Source organism: Streptomyces sp. NPDC029526 (assembly GCF_040637405.1).
Lineage (GTDB): Bacteria > Actinomycetota > Actinomycetes > Streptomycetales > Streptomycetaceae > Streptomyces.
In genome coordinates this window covers 50,315-65,034 of the sequence record NZ_JBEZWE010000015.1, presented here as the reverse complement: position 1 = coordinate 65,034, position 14,720 = coordinate 50,315, and the positions used below count along the sequence as shown (strand labels likewise).

The window sequence follows — 14,720 nt, the reverse complement described above, 5'->3', positions numbered from 1 at the left end:
CACCCGGCACGCGGGCCGACCCCCGCGCGGGGTGCCGTACGGTACGCCTGTGACCGAGTACAGCCCCGACAGCGCCCCGGGCCGCCACGGCCCCTCCGCCACCACCGAGGCCGCACCCCACGAGGTGGGCCCGGTCCGCACCGCGTACGCGCCCGTGCACGACGGCGACCCGGATCCCGGGGAGATCGTCTGGACGTGGGTGCCCTACGAGGAGGCCGACGGGCGGGGCAAGGACCGGCCGGTGCTCGTCGTCGCGCGGGAGACGGGCGGGACCGTCCTGGCAGTGCAGTTGTCGAGCAGGCCGCGCAACGGCGACCGGGACTGGGTGCCGATCGGCGCCGGACCGTGGGACCGGACGGGCCGCGATTCCTGGGTCGGCATCGACCGCGTGCTCCGGCTGCACGAGGAGGGCATGCGCCGGGAGGCCTGCGCCCTGGACCGGATGCGCTTCGACCTCGTCCGCCACCGGCTGCGGGAGCGGTACGGCTGGACCTGACGGCGCGGCCGGGTCCGAGCGGCCTGGTGCCCGAACCGGTCCGGAGTCCCGGGCCGGTGCTGACCTCCCGAACCGGTCCCGGACGCCCCAGCCGGTGCTGACCTCCCGGATCGGTCCCGGTCCCGAAGGGACACCCGAGCCGGCCCCGGAGGGACACCCGAGCCGTTCCCGGACACCCGGGCCGGTCGCGGGTGCCCGCTCCGGTCAGGGACGACCGGGCCGGAGGTGACCAGAGGCTGTGGGCTGCGGACGTGGCCCGGTGCCCGGGCCGTCGTCCCGCCGTGCCGCCGGTCAGGGACCGGCCACGGCCTCCGGCCGGGTCGCGAGGTCCGCGAACGCCTGCTCGAACGCCGCGCGGGTCGCGCCCCCCGCCGTGCGGTCCAGCACGGCGAAGACCACGTGGCCGAACGTCCCGGCGAAGCGTCCCCCGGGCCCGATCAGGGACCGGAACGCCCCTGCCACCACGGCCGGGTCGTTGCGGAAGACACCGCAGCCCCAGGCACCGAGCACCAGGCGCCGGTGGCCGACGGCCGCCGCCGTCTCCAGCACACGCCCGGCGCGCTCCGTGACCGCGCCGGGGATCTCGGCGGCCCGTTCGGGCAGCCGGCGCAGGATCACCCCGGCGTTGGGCGCGGGCGAGGTGAGGAAGTGGGCGGTGAAGGGCTCGTCGAGCAGGCGGCCGCGGTCGTCGCGGAAGACGGGCACCGCCGGTGAGTGGATCACGCGGTCGGTGTAGAACGGGTCCCGGTGGGTGCGGTGGTGCTCGTAGAAGGCGGGGGCCCGCAGCAGGCAGGTGTGCAGCGCGGAGGCGCGGCACAGGGCCTCCTCCTGGGCCTGGGCCCCGTTGAGGTAACCGCCCCCGGGGTTGCGGGCGGAGGCGAAGTTCAGCACGGCGGGCGCGTCGGCCGTCCCGTCCGGTCCGCCGTCAGGACGTACCGGGCCGCCGTCAGGACGTACCGGGCCGGCGTCGGGACGTAGGACGTCACCGTCGGAAGGTGTCGGATCACCGTCGGAAGATGTCGGGTCACCGTCGGGACGTACCGGTGCGGCGTCCGCGAGGCTGGGCCCTTCGGTCCGGCCGGACGGGTGGCCGGCGGGGGCCGCCGGTGTGGTGACCAGGCGCCGGGCGGCCTCCAGGCTGCTCTCGCCGGTGACCTCGATCCGGGTGGCCGTCGGCCGGAGGTCCGGTACCGGCACCGGTTGCGGCCCGAACATCCGGGTGCCCTCCCGCGCGGCCCGGACGGCGGCCGCGAGGTCGTGCTCGCGTCCGTCCGGGGCGCGGTACCGGCCCGCCGCGACGATGCTCTCGGTCTCGCGGGCGAGGCCGCGCAGCCGCGCGCTCACGCCGCGACCCCCGTACGCGCCGTGACCGCGCGCCGCGCGATCTCCCCCGTGTTCCCCATACCGGGATCCTGGCCGATCACGGTCGGGCCGTGCAACGGGATTTCCTGTTGCCCGCGGGCCGCGGAACCGGCGGAAAAGCACCGGCGAACGGGCGGAACGGGAGGATGACGGGCGCGCGACGCCCGTCCTCGCACTCTTGTGTCCCGGCACCACGAGGGTTTTGAGTGGACGGGGTCGTGACCGGTTCGGGGGGCTCGGATCCCGGACCGGTGGCATCGTGGACCCTCAGGAGGAGTCCGACATGTCCGATACGAAGGATGCCCCCGGTGCTCCGGAGGCCGTGGTCACGGAAGCCGACGCGGAAGCCCTGGTGCGGGGCATCTGCTTCAAGACGGGACCGCCGCGCCGTCTCGGTGTCGAGGTGGAATGGCTGGTCCACGAGCTGCGGGAACCGCGGCTCCCCGTCACAGCCGAACGACTCGAAGCGGCCTACGCCGCCCTGCGGCCCGTTCCCCTGAGGTCCGCACTCACCGTGGAACCCGGTGGTCAGCTGGAGCTGAGCTCGCCGCCCGCCGCCACGCTGATGGAGTGCGTCGCCACCGTCTCCGCCGACCTGGACGCCGTCCGCGCGGTCCTGCGCCGGGACGGTCTGTGCCTCGTCGGACTGGGCCACGCCCCCTGGCACACGCCCCGCCGGTTCCTGCGCGCGCCCCGCTACGACGCGATGGAGGCGTGCCTGGACCGCACCGGTCCCGCCGGCCGCTCCATGATGTGCGCGTCCGCGTCCGTGCAGGTGTGCGTCGACGCCGGACACGAGGAGCCGGGTCCGCTCGGCCACGTCCGTCGCTGGTGGCTGGCCCACCTGCTGGGCGCGGTACTGGTGGCCGTGTTCGCGAACTCGCCGCTGGCCGGTGACCGGCCGACCGGCTGGCGGTCGACGCGGCAGCTGCGCTGGGAGCAGATCGGCCCGGACCGGGCCGGCGGCCCTCCCCAGGACGCGGATCCTCGCGGCGCGTGGGCCCGGCACGTTCTCGACGCGCCGGTGATGTGCGTGCGGCAGGACGACGGGCGGGCATGGGAGGTGCCGGACGGGCTCACGTTCCGCGCGTGGGCGCGTTCCGGTGTCCCCCGGGCGCCGACCCGGGACGACCTGGCCTACCACGCCACGACGCTGTTCCCGCCGGTACGGCCGCGCGGTCACCTGGAGCTGCGGATGATGGACGCGCAGCCGGGCGACGACGGCTGGATCGTGCCGCTCGCGGTGACGGCGGCACTGTTCGACGACCCTGAGGCGAGCGAGACCGCCTACCGGGCGGTGAAACCCCTGGCCGAGCGCGCGCTGGGCCTGCCCGCACCGCACAACGCGCTGTGGCGGGACGCCGCCCGCGCGGGCCTGGCCGACGCGGAGCTGCGCGAGGCGGCCACGGTCTGTTTCGCGGCGGCGCTGGAGGCGCTGCCCCGGCTGGGCGCCACGGCGGAGGTGGTCGACGCCGTCGACGCCTTCCGGGAGCGCTACGTGGCCCGCGGCCGGTGCCCCGCCGACGACCTGCTCGACGCCGCGCTCCCGACACCGTCCGGCGGCCCGCCGAGGCGTGCGCCGCTTCCGCACGGGAAGGACTTCCCCTCATGACCGACCCCGCACTGGACGCCGACGCGCTGCGGGAACGCGCGGTCGCCTCACTCGTCGCCGCCCGGGACCGCACCACGCTGCTGACGAGCTGTGTCGACGAACCGGACCTCACCGCGCAGCACTCGCCCCTGATGTCGCCGCTGGTGTGGGACCTCGCCCACATCGGCAACCAGGAGGAGCAGTGGCTGCTGCGGGCCGTGGCCGGCCAGGAGGCGCTGCGCCCCGAGATCGACGGCATCTACGACGCCTTCGAGCATCCCCGCGCCGAACGTCCGAGCCTTCCGCTGCTGCCGCCCGAGGAGGCCCGCAGGTACGCGGCCGAGGTGCGCGGCCGGGCCCTGGACGTGCTGGAGGCCGCCGCCTTCACCGGAGCGCGGCTGACGGAGGCCGGGTTCGCGTTCGGGATGATCGCGCAGCACGAACAGCAGCACGACGAGACGATGCTGATCACCCATCAGCTGAGGCGGGGACCGCAGGCGCTGACCGCACCGGACCCGGAGCCGGTCCCGCTGTTCACCGGGCCTTCCGAAGTCCTGGTGCCCGGTGGGCCGTTCACCATGGGCACGTCCACCGAACCGTGGGCGCTGGACAACGAACGGCCCGCGCACCGGCGGGAGGTGACGCCGTTCTTCATCGACACGACGCCGGTCACCAACGGCGCCTACCAGGCGTTCGTCGAGGACGGCGGCTACGACGACCCGCGCTGGTGGACGACGGCAGGATGGGACCACGTCCGCGGGGCCGGCCTCGTCGCGCCGCTGTTCTGGCGGCGGGACGGCCGGCAGTGGCTGCGGCGCCGGTTCGGGGTCACCGAGGTGGTGCCGCCGGACGAGCCGGTGCTGCACGTGAGCTGGTACGAGGCCGACGCCTACGCGCGCTGGGCCGGGCGGCGGCTGCCCACCGAGGCCGAGTGGGAGAAGGCGGCGCGGCACGATCCGGTGGCCGACCGCTCGACGCGCTACCCGTGGGGCGACGCCGAACCGGGGCCCGGCCACGCCAACCTCGGCCAGCGCCACCTGCGTCCGGCGCCGGCCGGCAGCTATCCGGCCGGGGCGTCGCCGCTCGGGGTGCGCCAGCTGATCGGTGACGTGTGGGAGTGGACGGCGAGCGATTTCCTGCCGTACCCGGGGTTCCGGGCGTTCCCGTACAAGGAGTACTCGGAGGTGTTCTTCGGGCCGGAGTACAAGGTGCTGCGGGGTGGCTCGTTCGCCGTGGACCCGGTGGCCTGCCGGGGGACGTTCCGCAACTGGGACCTCCCGGTGCGGCGGCAGATCTTCTCCGGGTTCCGCACCGCGCGTTCGGCGGAGGCTTCCTGATGTGCCGTCACCTGGCGTACACGGGGCCCGAGCTGCCGATCGGTGCGCTCCTGGTGGAGCCGCCGCACGGCCTGTACCGCCAGTCCTGGGCGCCGCGGCGGCAGCGTTACGGGACGGTCAACGCCGACGGGTTCGGGGTCGGCTGGTACGCGGACGGCGACCCGGTGCCGGCCCGCTACCGGCGGGCGGGGCCCGTGTGGGCCGACCTGTCGTTCGCGGATCTGGCCCGGGTGGTGCGCACCCGGGCGCTGCTCGCGGCCGTGCGGGACGCGACGCTGGCCGGTGCCGACGCGGAGGCCGCCGCCGCGCCGTTCGCCGCGGGGACCTGGCTGTTCAGCCACAACGGCGCGGTGCCGGGCTGGCCGGGCTCGCTCGCGCCGCTGGTGCCGACCCTGCCCGCCGCGGAGGTGCTGGCGATGGAGGCCCGCACCGACTCCGCGTTCGTGTGGGCGCTGGTGCTGGCCCGGCTGCGCGCCGGGGACGCCGAGGGGCAGGCTCTCGCCGACACGGTCGTGGAGGTCGCCGAGGCGGCGCCGGACGCCCGGCTCAACCTGCTGCTCACCAACGGTGACACGATCACGGCGACGGCCTGGGGCGACAGTCTGTGGTACCGGTCGCGGACGGGCGGCGGCACGGTGGTCGCCTCCGAGCCCTACGACGACGATCCGCACTGGCGGGAGGTCCCCGACCGCACCCTGCTCGCGGCGAGCGGCACCGACGTGCTGCTGACGCCCCTCAAGGACCCGGCCGCCCCTCCCGCCGCTCCCGACCGTTCCGCCGCCCGCCCTGCCGGTCCCGCCCCGCACGCATCCGACGCCCCCACCGAGGAGCCCTCCCCGTGAGCCCGTTCCAGCTGACCCGCACCCTGCCCGAGGACGCCACGGACGCCGCCCTGCGCTCCGACGTCCGTCACGGCCTGACCCGCGAGCCGCGGACCCTGCCGCCGAAGTGGTTCTACGACGCACACGGCAGCGAGCTGTTCGAGCGGATCACCGAGCTGCCCGAGTACTACCCGACCCGTGCCGAACGGGAGATCCTGCTAGCCCGGGCCGACGAGATCGCAGCCGTCTCCGGCGCCCGCACCCTGGTCGAACTGGGCTCGGGGTCGTCGGAGAAGACCCGGCACCTGCTCGACGCACTCACCGGCCTGCACACCTACGTGCCCGTCGACGTCAGCGGGAGCGCCCTCACCCGGGCCGGACAGGCCATCGCCGACGAGCGGCCGGGACTGCGGGTGCACGCGCTGATCGCCGACTTCACCTCCTCCCTGACGCTGCCCGACTCCCCCGGCCCCCGGCTGGTGGCGTTCCTCGGCGGCACCATCGGCAACCTGCTGCCCGACGAGCGGGCCGGCTTCCTGGCGTCCGTCCGCGGACTGCTGGCCCCGGGCGACACACTGCTGCTCGGCACGGACCTGGTCAAGGACGAGGAGGTGCTGGTCCGGGCCTACGACGACGCGACCGGAGTGACGGCCGCCTTCAACAAGAACGTGCTGACGGTGATCAACCGCGAGCTGGGCGCCGACTTCGACCCGGACGCGTTCGCGCACGTGGCGGTCTGGGACGCGGACCGGGAGTGGATCGAGATGCGGCTGCGCTCCCGTACGGCACAGACGGTGAAGATCCCGGGCGTGGGTCTCGTCGTCGACTTCGCGGAGGGCGAGGAGCTGCGCACGGAGGTGTCCGCCAAGTTCCGTGAGGAGGGAGTGCGGGCCGACCTGGCCGCCGCCGGGTTCGAGTTGACCCGGTGGTGGACCGACGGGGCGGACCGGTTCGCGCTGTCGCTGAGCGTGGCCCGCGAGGAGTGAGCGCCCCTCCGGGCGCCCGGGCAGGACCAGGGCGGGAGACCCGCCGGGCGCCCGGCCGGTCCGGCGTGTGCGCCGGACCGGGCGGCGCGGGCCGGAGGTCCGCCCTCCGGGATCCGCCTCCGGCACCGGTTGTCCGGATCCGCCTTCCCGGCCGGGCCGCCCGGTCCCCCGGCGCCCGGGCGGTCAGTGGATGTCGACCTCCAGCGCCTCGGTGATGCGCCGGGAGGCGCGCCTGCCCTCCTCGGCCGGGTCGGCGCCCTTGAGGACCTTCGTCATGAAGTCCTTGATCGGGTTGTCCGCCTCGACGCGGCCCCACTCCGGTGTGCTCGGGGTCGCCCGGCCCCGGGCGGCACCGGCCGCCATGGCCGCGACGGCCTCCTCGCCCCCCACGGTGTCGGCGAGGGTCGTCTTGTTGGGCACGTAGTTCATGGTGCGGGCCAGGTCGGTGTTCCACTTGGTCCCGACGAGTTCGGAGACCACCGTGACGGCGGCCTTGCGCTGGTCGGTGACCGCCGGGATCACCAGGTCCGAGCCGCCGGTGAAGACGGCACCGGGCCGGCCCTCCTTACGGCCGGGGACGGGGAAGTAGCCCAACTCGCCCTCCAGGTCCGGGTTCTCCTTGAGGACGGCGCTCACCACGCCGGGGACCGCCACGATCTGGGCCACCTTTCCCTCGGCGAACACGCCCGCCTGGGGCGGGTGTTCCTCGTCGGCGTCGACCGGGCCGTCGCCGAGGGCCTGCAACCGGCGGTAGAAGTCCATGCCGCGCAGCGCGGCGGGGCTGTCCAGCGCGCCGTGCCAGACCCCGTCGCGTTCCTCGGCGAGTTCGCCGCCCTCCTCCCAGATGAACCCGGCGAGGGTGTACCAGTCCTGCCCGGCGAGGTAGATGCCCTGGGTGCCGCCGGTGTTGAGCTGTTCGGTGACGGCGAGCCACTCGTCGCGGGTCTTCGGCAGCTCGGTGATGCCCGCCTGCCGGAAGAGGTCCTTGCGGTAGATGACCACGCGGTTGGCCGCGTACCAGGGGATCCCGTACTGGCGGGAGCCCCACTTGCCCGGTTCGGCGAGGCCGGGCAGCCAGTCGTTGCCGTCCCAGTCGCGCAGGGACTCCAGGGTGAGGTCGAGGAGTTTCTGGCCCTCGGCGTACTGGGTGACCTGGGTGTTGCCCACCTCGATCACGTCGGGGCCGTCGGACTCCTCGTCCCCCAGGGCCCGTTGGACCTTCTCGCCGATGCCGGTCCAGTCCTGGATGCGGATGTCGACGTCGATGTCGGGGTGCCGGCGTTCGAAGTCCTCGGTGAAGCGGTCCAGATAGTCCTGCGACGCGCTGTGCCGCATGAGCCACACCGTCACGGTCTGCCGCTCGGCGGAACCGCCGGGCAGGAGGCCACAGCCACCGAGGAGGGTGGCGGAGACACAGACGAGGGCGAGCAGACGAGGTCTCACGAGGGGTCCTGTTCTGTCTGACGGGACAGTGCGGGGCCCGGCGTGGGGGGACGAGCGGGCGCTCGGACGGGTACCCGCATCTTGGTATGGACCAATGAGAGCGGTCAAGGGTCCTGGGTACCCGCCCGCTGTCTCGCGCTCCGCCGCGCCGTGGGGCACGGTGGAGTGACTCGTGTTGCAGGTGGTGTCCGCGACGGGACGCGGAGCCGCCACGGAGAGGAGCCCTCGCATGTCGAACCACACGTACCGCGTCACCGAGATCGTCGGCACGTCGCCCGACGGTGTGGACCAGGCCGTTCGCAACGGCATCGCCCGCGCCTCGGAGACCCTGCGCAATCTGGACTGGTTCGAGGTGACCCAGGTACGCGGTCACATCGAGGAGGGGGAGATCCGCCACTGGCAGGTGGGACTGAAGGTCGGCTTCCGGCTGGAGGGCACGGACTGAACCGTCCGACCGGTGTGCCCGGCGCAGCGGACGCGGGTCGGTACGTCCGGCTCAGGGGGACGGGAGGGCCGCACCTGACTCAGGTGCGGCCCTCCCGTTCCTGGGCCGCCTTCAGATCGCCCGAGGGGGTCGCCCACCGGGCGTGCAGCACGGTGAACCCCGCCTTGCGGGCGTCCGCGCAGACCAGTTCGTCGTCGTCCACCAGGACCCGGACCTCCCGGCCGCGGGCCAGCCGGCGCAGCACGGCCAGTTTGGTGAACCGGGCGGGCCGCCGGTCGGAGTCGCCCCGCATGTGCAGCGCGCCCTCCGGGAGCCCCTGGGCGGCGAGCCACCGTGTCGTGTCACGGCGGCAGCGCTCGGGCCGCCCGGTGAGGTAGACGATCTCGCACTCCCGCGCGCTCTCGTGCACCAGCGCGATGCCCTCGGCGAGCGGCGGATCGTGCGGGGCGGCGGCGAAGAAGGCGTCCCAGTCGCGGGGCCTGCGCTCCAGGAACCGCTGGCGGTGCGCGGTGTCGGCGAGCGTGTTGTCCAGGTCGAACACGGCCAGCGGACGCCGCTTGCTGCTGTCGGTCACGCGCCCAGCCTAGAGGCTCCGCCGGCCGGGGGCGGGGCGGCGGCCCCGCGGCCGAGCAGGGCGACGATGCCGCGGCCGAGCGGGGCGGCAGGCCCGCTGGGCGACGGTCCCGGGACCGGGCCGCGTAGAGGGGCGGAACAGCGGGGCCCGGCCACGCAAGAGGCGAACCCCGGGACCAGGCCGCTCACCTGGGCAGGGCACCGGGACCGGGCCGGCCGCTCACCTAGGCAGGGCACCGGAACCCGCGTCCAGGCGGCAGACAGGGGGAGCGGGGAGCGCACAGGACGGCGGGCGGGAATGGCCGGTCGGTCCAGGCGTTGAAAGGGGTGTGACCACGATGCTCTCCCGTACCCGGTTCTCCGTCCTGGACCGCTCCCGCACCCGGGAGGGCCACACCGATGCCGAGGCGCTGCGTGACACCGTGCGGCTAGCACGGGAGGCGGAGCGGCTGGGCTTCCACCGGTTCTGGGTGTCGGAGCACCACGGGGTGCCCGGGGTCGCCGGTTCGGCGCCGACCGTGCTGGCCGCCGCCGTCGCCGCGGCCACGCGGACCATCCGAGTGGGCACCGGCGGGGTCATGCTGCCCAACCACCGGCCGCTGGTGGTGGCCGAGCAGTTCGGGGTGCTGGAGTCCCTGTACCCGGGACGGATCGACATGGGGCTGGGCCGCTCGGTCGGCTTCACCGACGGGGTGCGCCGGGCCCTGGGCCGCGACAAGGAGGACGCCGAGGACTTCGGCGCACAGATCGACGAGCTGCTGGGCTGGTTCCGGGGGACGTCGCCGACCGGAGTGCGCGCCCGGCCCGCGGAGGGCCTGGTCGTGCCGCCGTTCGTCCTGGCCATGGGGGAAGGTGCCCGGATCGCCGCGCGGGCCGGACTGCCGATGGTGATCGGCGATCTGCGGAGCCGGGACCGCATGCGCCGCGGTATCGACCGCTACCGCGCGGAGTTCGAGCCGTCGGTGTGGGCGGACGAGCCCTACGTGGTGATCTCCGGCACGGTCGCGGTGGCCGCCGACGAGGAGAGCGCGCGACGGCTCCTGGTGCCCGAGGCGTGGTCGATGGCCCATGCGCGCACCCGCGGCACCTTCCCGCCGCTGCGGCCCGCCGAACGCGTGGAGGCGACGGCGATGACGGCCAAGGAGCGCGAGCTGTACACCGCCGGCCTCGCGGGGCACATCGCCGGGACGGAGGAGCAGGTGGCGCGGGCGCTGGAGTCGGTGCTGGAGGAGACGGGCGCCCATGAGGTGCTGGTCACCACCAGCACGTACGACCGCGACGCCCTGCTGGACTCGTACCGGCGGCTCGCCGCGGTGGTCGGCGCGGCCGAGGGCGCGCACCGGTGACACCGCACCGGCGCGCGCCGTCGCCCGCCGGTCACTCCGTGCGGCGCTGCTTGTGCGGCACGTCCTCGACGCCCTCCGCCTCGATGCGCTCCTTGCGGACCTGACCCCGGACGGTCTCCTGGTCGGTCTCCTCCTCCGTGGTCAGGCGCACCCGTTCCACCGGGACCGTCTCGGTCTCCACCACCGGACGTTCCTCGTGCAGGGTGACCTCGTGCTCGGCCTCGCCGATCTCCGGTCCGGACAGCGCCTCGTCGCGGTTCTCGGCGGTGATGGGCTCCCGCTCGATGCGCACCTCCTCGCGGCGCACGGGCACGGTCTGCTCCACCTCCTCGGTGACCACGTACTTGCGCAGCCGGGCCCTGCCGGTCTCGCGCCGCTCGACACCGACGTGCATCTCCTCCTCGGAGCGCGTCATCGCGCCGTCGTCGCGGGTCCCGGCCTCACGCCCGGCGGTTCCGGCCGTACCGGCCATGCCCGCGGTACCGGCCGTGCCCGCCATGCCCGCGGTACCGGCCGTACCCGACGTCGTGGCGTCGTCCTCGGCGTGTCCCGGCTCGTCGGACAGCACGTTGTCCCAGTTGATGCCGTAGTAGTCGTACAGGCGGTGCTCCTCGGACGCGGACAGGTGTCCGCCCGCGTCGACGTCCACCTTCGGTGCCCCCTTGACCTTGTCCTTCCCGTACGGGACCTCCAGGTGGTCCTCGACCAGGGTGGCGTCGTGGATCGGGACGAACGACTCGCTGGAGCCGAACATGCCCGTCTTGACGCTCACCCACTCCGGGCGCCCGCTCATGTCGTCGAAGAACACGTGCTTGGCGTCACCGATCTTGTTGCCCTCACCGTCGTAGACGGGGTGATCCAGCAGGGTCGGGATCTCATCGCGGGTGATCATCTGATGTCACCCTCCTTTCGGACTGGGACTACTCCCTTCCGGTTCTCCGCCAAACCGTCACAGAAACAGACATAAGCTGTAAAGAGCACTTGATTTCCCGCAGTGCTCACCCCTGGCCACCGGCCACCGGCGTTCCGCCGGACCCCTGCGACCGCCCCTCCCCCGCGCGGTCCCTCCCTGATCCGCGCCGTGTCCGGCAGGGCCCGCAACCGGTCCCGGCCGAGGTGGAGCACCCGCCTCGCGCGACCGGCGGCCCGCCCGGGGGCCGGTACCGGATGCTCTCGGCCTTCGCGACCACACGGGCCGGGCGCACGGACCGGCGGGGCCGGCCGACACACGGCCCCGGCGGGACGGGCAGGGCGGCCCCGTGCGAGGAACGCAGCAGCCCGGACGCGGGGAGCCGGCGGGCAGGCCGGCGGCCCACGCGGACCGGTCCGGCCGGGAGGCCGGAGGACCGGAGCACCAGAGGACCGGAGCACCGGACCAGCCACAAAGCCGTACGGCTCGAGCACCGGACCGGCAGAGAGGGCGCGAGGCCGGAGGGCCGGCCCGGTGGAGCCGGGAGCAGCCGGACCGGTGAATTCGGACGCCGGACCGGTGGAGCCGGGAGCAGCTGGACCGGTGGATTCGGGCGCCGGACCGGCCTGCTCGAACAGCACGAGGCGGGACCGGGGATGAGCACCACGCCCGGTCCCGCCCGTCCGCCCTTGCGGCGAACGCTGGGGGCGGCCCTACCGCTTGGCCGCCTTGCGGGTGGCGCGCAGCCACTCCTTGTTCATGCCCGTGATGGAGGTGAGCGGGATGCCCTTCGGGCAGGCCGTGGCGCACTCGCCGGCCAGGGTGCAGCCGCCGAAGCCCTCCTCGTCCATCTGCGCCACCATGTCCAGGACGCGGGTCTCGCGTTCGGGGGCGCCCTGGGGCAGCACGTTGAGGTGGTTGACCTTCGCCGCGGTGAACAGCATGGCCGCGCCGTTGGGGCAGGCGGCGACGCAGGCGCCGCAGCCGATGCACTCGGCGTTCTCGAAGGCGAGGTCGGCGTCCGGCTTGGGCACCGGGGTGGCGTGCGCCTCCGGGGCCGAGCCGGTGGGCACGGTGATGTAGCCGCCGGCCTGGATGATCCGGTCGAAGGCCGACCGGTCCACCACCAGGTCCTTGATCACCGGGAAGGCGGAGGCCCGCCACGGCTCGATGTCGATGGTGTCGCCGTCCTGGAAGGACCGCATGTGCAGTTGGCAGGTGGTGGTGCGCTCGGGCCCGTGGGCGTCGCCGTTGATGACGAGCGAACAGGCGCCGCAGATGCCCTCGCGGCAGTCGTGGTCGAAGGCGACCGGGTCCTCGCCCTTGAGGATGAGTTCCTCGTTGAGGGTGTCGAGCATCTCCAGGAAGGACATGTCGGCGGAGATGCCGTCCACCTCGTACGTGGACATGGCGCCTTCGGCGTCGGCGTTCTTCTGCCGCCAGACGCGCAGGGTGAGCTTCATGCGTAGCTCCGCTGGGTGGGGTGGACGTACTCGAAGACGAGGTCTTCCTTGTGCAGGGTGGGGGCGGTGCCCGTGCCGGTGAACTCCCAGGCCGCCGCGTAGGCGAACTCGTCGTCCTTGCGCTCGGCCTCGCCGTCGGGGCTCTGCGACTCCTCGCGGAAGTGACCGCCGCAGGACTCGCTGCGGTGCAGTGCGTCGAGGCACATCAGCTCGGCGAGTTCGAGGTAGTCGACGATGCGGTTGGCCTTCTCCAGCGACTGGTTGAACTCCTCGCCGGTGCCGGGGACCCGGATGCGGCGCCAGAACTCCTCGCGGATCTGCGGGATGCGTTCGAGCGCCTTGCGCAGGCCCGTCTCGTTGCGGGCCATGCCGCAGTACTCCCACATCAGTTCGCCGAGTTCGCGGTGGAAGGAGTCCGGGGTGCGGTCGCCGTCCACGGACAGCAGCAGGTTGAGCCGGTCCTCGGTCTCGGCCAGCACCTCCTGCACAACGGGGTGGCCGGCGTCGACCTCCTCCTTGTGCGGGTTGCGGGCGAGGTAGTCGTTGATGGTGGCCGGGAGGACGAAGTAGCCGTCCGCCAGGCCCTGCATCAGCGCGGAGGCGCCGAGGCGGTTGGCGCCGTGGTCGGAGAAGTTGGCCTCGCCGATCGCGAACAGGCCCGGGACGGTGGTCTGGAGGTCGTAGTCGACCCACAGGCCGCCCATCGTGTAGTGCACGGCGGGGTAGATCCGCATCGGCACCCGGTACGGATCCTCGTCGGTGATCCGCTGGTACATGTCGAAGAGGTTGCCGTACTTGGCCTCGACGGCCTTACGGCCCATCCGCCGGATGGCGTCGGCGAAGTCCAGGTAGACGCCCTGGCCGCCGGGGCCCACGCCCCGGCCCTCGTCGCAGACGTTCTTGGCGGCGCGGGAGGCGATGTCGCGGGGGACGAGGTTGCCGAAGGAGGGGTAGATGCGTTCCAGGTAGTAGTCGCGCTCGTCCTCGGGGATCTCGTTCGGCGGGCGGGTGTCGCCCTTGGCCTTCGGCACCCAGATGCGGCCGTCGTTGCGCAGCGACTCGCTCATCAGGGTCAGCTTGGACTGGTGGTCGCCGGTGCGCGGGATGCAGGTCGGGTGGATCTGGGTGAAGCAGGGGTTGGCGAAGTACGCGCCGCGCCGGTGCGCCCGCCAGACGGCGGTCGCGTTGGAGTTCATGGCGTTGGTCGACAGGTAGAAGACGTTGCCGTAGCCGCCGGTGGCGAGGACGACGGCGTCCGCGAAGTACGTGTCGATCCTCCCGGTGATCAGGTCCCGGGCGACGATGCCGCGCGCCCGGCCGTCGACGACGATCAGGTCGAGCATCTCGGTGCGCGGGTGCATCTCGACGTTCCCGGCGGCGATCTGCCGGGACAGCGCCTGGTAGGCGCCGAGCAGCAGCTGCTGGCCCGTCTGGCCGCGGGCGTAGAAGGTGCGGGAGACCTGGACGCCGCCGAAGGAGCGGGTGTCGAGCAGCCCGCCGTACTCGCGGGCGAAGGGCACGCCCTGGGCGACGCACTGGTCGATGATCTCCACCGAGATCTGGGCCAGGCGGTGGACGTTGGACTCGCGGGAGCGGAAGTCGCCGCCCTTGACGGTGTCGTAGAACAGGCGGTGGACGGAGTCGCCGTCGTTGCGGTAGTTCTTGGCCGCGTTGATGCCGCCCTGCGCGGCGATGGAGTGGGCTCGGCGCGGGGAGTCCGTGTAGCAGAACTGGATGACACGGTAACCCTGTTCGGCGAGCGTGGCGCCGGCGGAGCCGCCCGCGAGCCCGGTGCCGACGACGATGACGGTCTGCTTGCGCCGGTTGGCGGGGTTGACCAGCTTCGCCTCGAAGCGGCGCGTGTCCCAGCGTTCGTGGACGGGTCCGGCGGGTGCCTTGGTGTCGGCGACCGGCTCACCGGTGCGGTAGTCGGCGTAGGAGGTCATG

13 protein-coding genes are annotated in these 14,720 nt (G+C 73.6%); 7 read left to right on the top strand and 6 right to left on the bottom strand.

Annotation, left to right across the window (positions count from 1 at the left end):
- Nucleotides 1-49 precede the first annotated feature (49 nt).
- Nucleotides 50-496, top strand: coding sequence for a type II toxin-antitoxin system PemK/MazF family toxin (locus AB0F01_RS25120; RefSeq protein ID WP_362099927.1), 447 nt, complete (start codon nt 50-52; stop codon nt 494-496).
- A gap of 291 nt (nt 497-787) precedes the next feature.
- On the opposite strand, the gene AB0F01_RS25115 is transcribed toward AB0F01_RS25120, so the two are convergent.
- Nucleotides 788-1,840, bottom strand: coding sequence for a TIGR02452 family protein (locus tag AB0F01_RS25115; protein ID WP_362099925.1), 1,053 nt, complete (start codon nt 1,838-1,840; stop codon nt 788-790).
- A gap of 301 nt (nt 1,841-2,141) precedes the next feature.
- Here AB0F01_RS25115 and egtA point away from each other — a divergent pair, with 301 nt between their 5' ends.
- Genes egtA through egtD form a run of 4 tightly spaced genes read left to right on the top strand, consistent with a single transcriptional unit; the run spans nt 2,142 to nt 6,593 of the window.
- Nucleotides 2,142-3,470: an ergothioneine biosynthesis glutamate--cysteine ligase EgtA gene (gene egtA, locus AB0F01_RS25110; protein WP_362099922.1), complete on the top strand. Its 1,329-nt coding sequence runs from the start codon at nt 2,142-2,144 to the stop codon at nt 3,468-3,470.
- On the top strand, nt 3,467-4,786 hold the full coding sequence (gene egtB / locus AB0F01_RS25105; RefSeq protein WP_362099919.1) for an ergothioneine biosynthesis protein EgtB: 1,320 nt from the start codon (nt 3,467-3,469) through the stop codon (nt 4,784-4,786). Before egtA ends, egtB begins: the two co-directional genes overlap by 4 nt.
- Complete coding sequence (gene egtC, locus AB0F01_RS25100) at nt 4,786-5,628, top strand: ergothioneine biosynthesis protein EgtC (protein ID WP_362099916.1); 843 nt, start codon at nt 4,786-4,788, stop codon at nt 5,626-5,628. Before egtB ends, egtC begins: the two co-directional genes overlap by 1 nt.
- Nucleotides 5,625-6,593: an L-histidine N(alpha)-methyltransferase gene (gene egtD, locus AB0F01_RS25095; RefSeq protein ID WP_362099914.1), complete on the top strand. Its 969-nt coding sequence runs from the start codon at nt 5,625-5,627 to the stop codon at nt 6,591-6,593. Before egtC ends, egtD begins: the two co-directional genes overlap by 4 nt.
- 183 nt (nt 6,594-6,776) lie before the next feature.
- On the opposite strand, the gene AB0F01_RS25090 is transcribed toward egtD, so the two are convergent.
- Nucleotides 6,777-8,036: an extracellular solute-binding protein gene (locus AB0F01_RS25090; RefSeq protein ID WP_362099911.1), complete on the bottom strand. Its 1,260-nt coding sequence runs from the start codon at nt 8,034-8,036 to the stop codon at nt 6,777-6,779.
- A 229-nt stretch (nt 8,037-8,265) separates the two neighbouring features.
- Here AB0F01_RS25090 and AB0F01_RS25085 point away from each other — a divergent pair, with 229 nt between their 5' ends.
- Complete coding sequence (locus tag AB0F01_RS25085; protein WP_362099908.1) at nt 8,266-8,481, top strand: dodecin; 216 nt, start codon at nt 8,266-8,268, stop codon at nt 8,479-8,481.
- A 79-nt stretch (nt 8,482-8,560) separates the two neighbouring features.
- Here the strand turns inward: AB0F01_RS25085 and AB0F01_RS25080 are convergent, their stop codons facing one another.
- Entirely contained in the window at nt 8,561-9,055 is a 495-nt protein-coding gene (locus AB0F01_RS25080; RefSeq protein WP_362099905.1) for a hypothetical protein, read from the bottom strand.
- A 328-nt stretch (nt 9,056-9,383) separates the two neighbouring features.
- Between AB0F01_RS25080 and AB0F01_RS25075 the strand changes: the two genes are divergently transcribed.
- Nucleotides 9,384-10,400, top strand: a complete 1,017-nt coding sequence (locus AB0F01_RS25075; protein WP_362099903.1) for an LLM class flavin-dependent oxidoreductase — start codon at nt 9,384-9,386, stop codon at nt 10,398-10,400.
- 31 nt (nt 10,401-10,431) lie between these two features.
- Here AB0F01_RS25075 and AB0F01_RS25070 read toward each other — a convergent pair whose 3' ends face one another.
- From AB0F01_RS25070 to AB0F01_RS25060, 3 genes are all read right to left on the bottom strand, one after another.
- On the bottom strand, nt 10,432-11,292 hold the full coding sequence (locus tag AB0F01_RS25070; protein ID WP_362099901.1) for a DUF2382 domain-containing protein: 861 nt from the start codon (nt 11,290-11,292) through the stop codon (nt 10,432-10,434).
- Nucleotides 11,293-12,023: 731 nt separating this feature from the next.
- A complete protein-coding gene (locus tag AB0F01_RS25065) occupies nt 12,024-12,773 on the bottom strand; it encodes a succinate dehydrogenase/fumarate reductase iron-sulfur subunit (RefSeq protein WP_362099898.1) in 750 nt (249 codons plus the stop codon).
- Nucleotides 12,770-14,719, bottom strand: a complete 1,950-nt coding sequence (locus AB0F01_RS25060) for a fumarate reductase/succinate dehydrogenase flavoprotein subunit (RefSeq protein ID WP_362099895.1) — start codon at nt 14,717-14,719, stop codon at nt 12,770-12,772. Before AB0F01_RS25060 ends, AB0F01_RS25065 begins: the two co-directional genes overlap by 4 nt.
- Between the last annotated feature and the right edge of the window lies 1 nt (nt 14,720).

Bases quoted from the DNA above. Each gene is read 5' to 3' on its own strand.
- egtA (WP_362099922.1), top strand. From the start codon at position 2,142: ATGTCCGATACGAAGGATGCCCCCGGTGCTCCGGAGGCCGTGGTCACG.
- egtB (WP_362099919.1), top strand. From the start codon at position 3,467: ATGACCGACCCCGCACTGGACGCCGACGCGCTGCGGGAACGCGCGGTC.
- egtC (WP_362099916.1), top strand. From the start codon at position 4,786: ATGTGCCGTCACCTGGCGTACACGGGGCCCGAGCTGCCGATCGGTGCG.
- AB0F01_RS25085 (WP_362099908.1), top strand. From the start codon at position 8,266: ATGTCGAACCACACGTACCGCGTCACCGAGATCGTCGGCACGTCGCCC.
- AB0F01_RS25070 (WP_362099901.1), bottom strand. From the start codon at position 11,292: ATGATCACCCGCGATGAGATCCCGACCCTGCTGGATCACCCCGTCTAC.
- AB0F01_RS25065 (WP_362099898.1), bottom strand. From the start codon at position 12,773: ATGAAGCTCACCCTGCGCGTCTGGCGGCAGAAGAACGCCGACGCCGAA.
- AB0F01_RS25060 (WP_362099895.1), bottom strand. From the start codon at position 14,719: ATGACCTCCTACGCCGACTACCGCACCGGTGAGCCGGTCGCCGACACC.